This is a genomic window from Hoylesella buccalis ATCC 35310, assembly GCF_000177075.1.
GTDB classification, from domain to species: domain Bacteria; phylum Bacteroidota; class Bacteroidia; order Bacteroidales; family Bacteroidaceae; genus Prevotella; species Prevotella buccalis.
In genome coordinates this window covers 1-5,736 of record NZ_ADEG01000076.1, presented here as the reverse complement: position 1 = coordinate 5,736, position 5,736 = coordinate 1, and the positions used below count along the sequence as shown (strand labels likewise).

Below are 5,736 nucleotides of genomic sequence, written 5' to 3'. Positions count from 1 at the left end.
AAAGAGAGTCTGCTGATGTAGTTCGGTTACGTATTGCATGGCAGATTCTCTTTTTCAATCTCATCATTCAATGCCTACAAGAAAAAGAAGAAAGCGAGTCAGAAAGAAACGCACACGATTCTTCTGTAGATGTCCCCGACGGGCCGTTTGGGTTGGGGGCATTATCTTTGCGTTACTCTACATGTGGGCATTTTATGAGTTTTTTGTAAGTCCTACCGGGTTCAGGTGGCGCGCACTTTATGGTGATGCCGACTATCCCGCAGGTTATGAGATACATGGTATCGACATCTCTCATTATCAAGGTGACATCAATTGGCAACTGTTGCGCAATGGTATGATAGGAGGGTGCCCGCTCAGGTTTGTCATGATCAAGGCAACAGAGGGTGCCGACAAATTGGATGACAATTTCAACGATAACTTTTATAATGCACGCGAGCATGGCTTTATCAGGGGGGCTTATCACTTTTGGAGCAACCATTCGTCGGCCAGAGATCAGGCATACTATTTTTTGAAGCAGGTACATCTGGAAGATGGTGACCTGCCACCGGTCTTGGATGTTGAACACAAACCTAAGGATCAGAGCGTGGAAGACTTTCAACGAGATATCCTCACTTGGTTGCACATTGTTGAAGACAAGTACCATGTGAAGCCTATGATTTATACATATTATAAATTCAAGGACGAATATCTGGGTGCACCTGTCTTTGATGATTATCCCTACTGGATAGCCCATTACTATGTTGAGAAGGTTACCTATAAAGGCAAGTGGAAATTCTGGCAGCATACCGATGCCGGAAAACTGCCCGGTATCAAAGGGTTCGTTGACTTGAATGTCTACAACGGCTCGTTTTACGATTTGAAGCAGATGACCATTGGCCGCCAAAAGGTAACTTGGTGAACATGGGGATGTGTCAAACATCTTGATGCACTCGTCGCTCTTTCATGGCCATTATTCAACGATTTTTCATACCTTTGAGCCTCAAAAAGGGGATTGATAAGTAAAATAATATCATTGAAAAATATTGGCAAGTAATTTAGAATAAACAAATAAAAACTGTACAGCTATTTGAAGCTCAGCCAATCTCTACGACTTTAAGCGTTAAAGTCAATGCTTTTGAAGGCCAAACCCATTGACTTTGAGGGACAAAGTCAATGAGTTTGAATATGTATCTGTATTTTGTTCGTAATCAAGTAGTTGCGAGATGGCTACTGCTTGATAAATGTCAAACAGCACCAGTGGTTATCTGTTTTTTGGCTTGTCTTTACTAATCCTAATGAGTTGGCTTTTTCGTCAAGCAATTTTACATCCTCCTCATAAAAGCCACTGATAATCAGTACCGAGCCAGCATTCATTATTTCCAGATAAGCGGGCATGTCGTTCAGAAGTATGTTGCGGTTGATGTTGGCCAACACCACGTCAAATACCCCCGACACATGCGATAAAACGTGTGCGTCACCATGGAAAACCTCGATGTTGTCAACCTCATTGATGGCTGCATTGTGTTGGGTGTTTTCCACACTCCACTCGTCGATATCAAAGCCAACGACCGCCTCTGCGCCCAGTTTAAGGGCGGCGATGCCCAAAATGCCCGTGCCGCATCCACTGTCCAGAACCCGTTTTCCCTTTAGTGACAGCTGTAGCATGGCTCCAATCATCATGCGGGTAGTTTCGTGAGTTCCCGTGCCAAAGGCTTGTTTCGCCTCGATTCCGATGTTGATGAGCGAGTGACCAGCGGGTTTTCTCCCAGCTCTTGCATCATAAACCAGCACCTTGTCGTCAATTTTGATGGGTGCGAACCCTGTGTTTTCCCAGGCCTCGTTCCAGTTTTTGTCTTCAGTGTCGGAAAGCGTGTAGGTGATGTTGACGCCTTCTAAGGGAAAGGTGTCAAGCACTTGCTTCAAGCTGTTGGTTTCCATTAAATCTGCGGGAATGTATCCTTTGAGTCCATCGGGAGTGTCTTCAAACGACTCAAAACCAATTTCTCCCATCAAATCAGGTAACAGGTCTTTGGCAATTTGCGTAAGCTCCGGCGTACAGCCTATTTTAAAGTCTGCTATCTTATATTTCATATTCTTAACGTAAAAGATGCCGCAAAGGTATAAAAAATAGGGAAAAACCTATCCATAGTTAGGGAATTTCCTTATATTTGCATAAACATATTTGATATATTTGCATTGTGGAAAAGCATATAATAGAAAGGAGTAACACGATGAAAAAGCTCATATTATTCACCCTATTGTTGGGAATGATGCCCTATAAGATGTTGGCACAAGACGATATGTACATTCTTCCGTCTAACTTGCCTACCGCTAAAAAGTCAACAGTGCGAACGAATAATCGTGAAGTGACCTATAGTGGCAGCAACCGTGATGTAGACGAATATAATCGTCATGGTAAGTATTGGAGTCATTATCAGAAGATAGGAACAGACAATCGCGGCAACGATGTCATCGAATTTCAGAAGGGTAGAGGGGTTTATCCCGACTCTACCTACATCGACACCACTTTTGTCGGCAAGTATTATGATACGATGGTCGATGGTGATGACTTTGAATATACAAGTCGGATGAGCCGCTGGGACGGCTATTATAATCCGTGGTTCTACAGCAGCTATCGTTGGAGAGCCTATCCTTATTGGCGTGCCGGTTGGGGTTTTTATGATCCGTGGTATGACCCATGGTATTATGGTTATACTGGGTTCTACGATCCCTGGTACAGTTCTTGGTATGGTGGCTATTATGGTTTCTACGATCCATGGTACAATCCTTGGTATTATGGCTATAGCGGATGGTATGGTTCATATTACGGAGGCTGGTATAACTATCCGTATGGCGGGTATGGTAGAGGCTATGCACGTGTATACGAAGGCAACCCCCGTGGCTTGACCGGAAACAGAACCTGGAGATTTGGCGGCAGCGGAGATACATACAGTACAGGGCGATTCGCTCGTGGAACGACAAATCGCAACAGACAGCCAGGGAGTACTTATACAACCCGCAGTAGACGTAACAGGTCGTTCGGTGGCAGAACCGATACGCCTCGTTCCAATTCGATCGGCACTCGCAGTAATAGTAGCTTTGGTAATTCCACCAGGTCTACACCAAGTTATAACAGTGGTAGCTTTGGCGGCTCACGTTCTTCCGGTGGTAGCTTTGGCGGCTCACGTTCTTCCGGTGGTGGCTTTGGTGGCACACGTTCTTCCGGTGGCGGTTTTGGCGGCGGACACTCTTCTGGCGGTGGCGGTGGCCACTTTGGTGGAGGTAGAAGGTAAAGAATAAAACGAATATAAAAGATGAGACAAATGAAGACAAAATATTGCCTGATGGCGGTCATGATGTGCATGTCGGCATCACTGACAGCACAAGAGACTTATCAAGATACGAAACTGATTGACAACGACCTCAACGGTACGGCTCGTTATATAGGCATGGGCGGTGCTTTGGAAGCACTGGGTGCGGATATATCCACGATTAGCACTAACCCTGCGGGGATAGGGTTGTTCCGGTCCGGGCAGGTTACTGTATCTGGAGGCTTGGTCACTCAACAAGGTGAAACCACCACGCCCTCTTTCAACAATATCCATACAAGCATCAATGGTAACAAGACCAATGCCAGCTTTGACCAAATTGGGTTAGTTTACTCGATGCGCACGGGTCGGAACGGATATATGAACTTTGCCTTTAATTACCACAAGAGTCGTAACTTTGACCAGATTCTAACGGCTGCAAACGCGCTATCGCATGCCTCACAGAATAAACTATCGGCGATGAAGTATCCGTTTGCAAATGACTATAATTGGAATGGCGTAGATGCCAACTATGCCAGTTTGATGGCTCCTATCAAGGATTCAAATGGCAAACAGACAGGCATGGACTATCTTGATGGTACGGCCTATGTGTTTGGACAGTATCAAAAGGGATACATTGGTGAGTATAGCTTCAATTTAAGCGGCAACTTTAACAATCGGGTGTACCTTGGATTGACCTTTGGTTTGCACGACGTGAACTATCGCAGTAACAGCTATTACACAGAGAATTTGGAGCGTAACACAGTAATGGGAATGTGGGAAGACCTGCGTATAGATGGTACTGGTGTTGATATCAAGGCTGGTGCTATCTTCCTACCCATAGAAAATTCTCCATTCCGCATAGGGGCATATATCCACACGCCTACCATGTACAGCTTACATCTAAAAGGTGCAAATGATATGACCATGGGTGCTGGGCTGGACAGGGTAGACAAAGGGCAAAGCTCAGATTATGATTTCAAGGTATACACACCTTGGAAGTTTGGTCTGAGCCTAGGACATACTATGGGCAGAGAGTTGGCCTTGGGTGCAACCTACGAGTATGCTGACTATGGCACAATCGATAATCGCGTGAACAACGGTGGTTATTATGACCCTGTAGATGGTGGTTATTATGACGACTCTTACAGCGACGGTGGCATGAACGACCATACCAAAGCAACCCTGAAAGGAGTGAGTACAGTAAAATTTGGCGCGGAATACAAACCGCATCCAAGTTGGGCTGTCCGTCTGGGGTATAACTATTTGAGTCCGATGTTCAGCAAAGATGGCTATCGTGACGGTAGTATTTCTTCGCCAGGAAGCGCATACGCGACCTCAACCGACTACACCAACTGGGAAAGTACCAACCGAATCACGTGCGGATTAGGTTACTCTGTCAAGAAGTTCTTTGTAGACTTGGCCTATCAGTATACGCAGACCAATGGAGATTTTTATCCATTCATGAGTTACCGTTCTAAAACAAATAAACAAGAGAACTGTATCGCAGATGCGGTAAGCGTTAGCAACAAGTGCCATCAGCTATTGCTCACTCTGGGCTATCGCTTCTGATACAAGCAACCATTTATATAGCAAGAAGGGCTCAACTGTAATAAGTTGAGCCCTTCTTGGTACAGGTGGGTTGAGATAGGGTGGACTAATTGATATCATGCCCATGGGCAAGCGTTTCGTACTTGCCCAGTGCTATCACGCCTACTTTTGGATATTCGGTTGTTCCAAGCCATAGCCTTTCTTCTTGTCAAGGGCTTTTAACAGGAATCCCAAGATAAGTGCGATTACGCCCAAGGAGGCGAATACCAACATAGGTACGGTATAGTTGTACTTCAATGGGTCGGTAACACCAGGGTTGGATGAACGCAACACAGAACCAATGATCATGGGGAAGGCATACAGACCGATGTTCTGAATCCAGAAAATCAAAGCGTATGCTGAACCAATGAGTTTGTCATCAATCAGCTTTGGAACAGAAGGCCACAGCGCAGCCGGAACCAATGAGAACGAAATGCCTAACAGGATGATGGCGGCATAGGTAATGATGACGCTTTGTGTGGCTGGTACGACGAACGCAAACACAAGGTGGCATATCACCATGAGCATGGCGCCTAAGATGAGCATGGATGCTCCTTTACCTTTGCGATCGAGGAAATTGCCCAAGAAAGGAGTGACGGCAGCGGCACCTAATGGAAATACGAAGAACACCATACCTGCTTGTTCGGCCGTAAAGTTAAGGTTGCATTGCAACATGTTGATGGCGTATTTTTGGAAAGGGAAGATGGCTGAATAGTAAAGTACGCAGAGAAGCGCCACAATCCAGAACATTTTCAGTGATAATATCTTTCCAATGTCCGACACTTTGAATGGATCGTCTTTCTCTTCTTCCACACCTTGTGCATCCAACTTCTTGTCCATGAAACCATAAACAATAAAG

General features: G+C 45.3%; 5 protein-coding genes. 3 read left to right on the top strand and 2 right to left on the bottom strand.

The window, feature by feature from the left end:
• Positions 1 to 70: 70 nt before the first annotated feature.
• Positions 71 to 898 carry a glycoside hydrolase family 25 protein gene (locus HMPREF0650_RS08180; protein WP_040562940.1) on the top strand — a complete coding sequence of 276 codons (828 nt, stop codon included), beginning with the start codon at positions 71 to 73 and terminating at the stop codon, positions 896 to 898.
• Positions 899 to 1,206: 308 nt separating this feature from the next.
• Here HMPREF0650_RS08180 and prmA read toward each other — a convergent pair whose 3' ends face one another.
• Positions 1,207 to 2,070 carry a 50S ribosomal protein L11 methyltransferase gene (gene prmA / locus HMPREF0650_RS08175; RefSeq protein ID WP_004349913.1) on the bottom strand — a complete coding sequence of 288 codons (864 nt, stop codon included), beginning with the start codon at positions 2,068 to 2,070 and terminating at the stop codon, positions 1,207 to 1,209.
• A gap of 140 nt (positions 2,071 to 2,210) precedes the next feature.
• Here prmA and HMPREF0650_RS08170 point away from each other — a divergent pair, with 140 nt between their 5' ends.
• Positions 2,211 to 3,272, top strand: a complete 1,062-nt coding sequence (locus HMPREF0650_RS08170; protein ID WP_004349912.1) for a hypothetical protein — start codon at positions 2,211 to 2,213, stop codon at positions 3,270 to 3,272.
• Between the two features lie 30 nt (positions 3,273 to 3,302).
• Positions 3,303 to 4,859, top strand: a complete 1,557-nt coding sequence (locus tag HMPREF0650_RS08165; protein WP_004349910.1) for an OmpP1/FadL family transporter — start codon at positions 3,303 to 3,305, stop codon at positions 4,857 to 4,859.
• Between the two features lie 141 nt (positions 4,860 to 5,000).
• Here HMPREF0650_RS08165 and HMPREF0650_RS08160 read toward each other — a convergent pair.
• The coding region (locus HMPREF0650_RS08160; protein ID WP_004349909.1) for an MFS transporter at positions 5,001 to 5,736 on the bottom strand (736 nt) is incomplete at its 5' end.

What these genes read in the sequence shown, in the direction of transcription:
- HMPREF0650_RS08180 (WP_040562940.1), top strand. Translation starts at nt 71, where the DNA reads ATGCCTACAAGAAAAAGAAGAAAGCGAGTCAGAAAGAAACGCACACGA.
- HMPREF0650_RS08170 (WP_004349912.1), top strand. Translation starts at nt 2,211, where the DNA reads ATGAAAAAGCTCATATTATTCACCCTATTGTTGGGAATGATGCCCTAT.
- HMPREF0650_RS08165 (WP_004349910.1), top strand. Translation starts at nt 3,303, where the DNA reads ATGAAGACAAAATATTGCCTGATGGCGGTCATGATGTGCATGTCGGCA.
- prmA (WP_004349913.1), bottom strand. Translation starts at nt 2,070, where the DNA reads ATGAAATATAAGATAGCAGACTTTAAAATAGGCTGTACGCCGGAGCTT.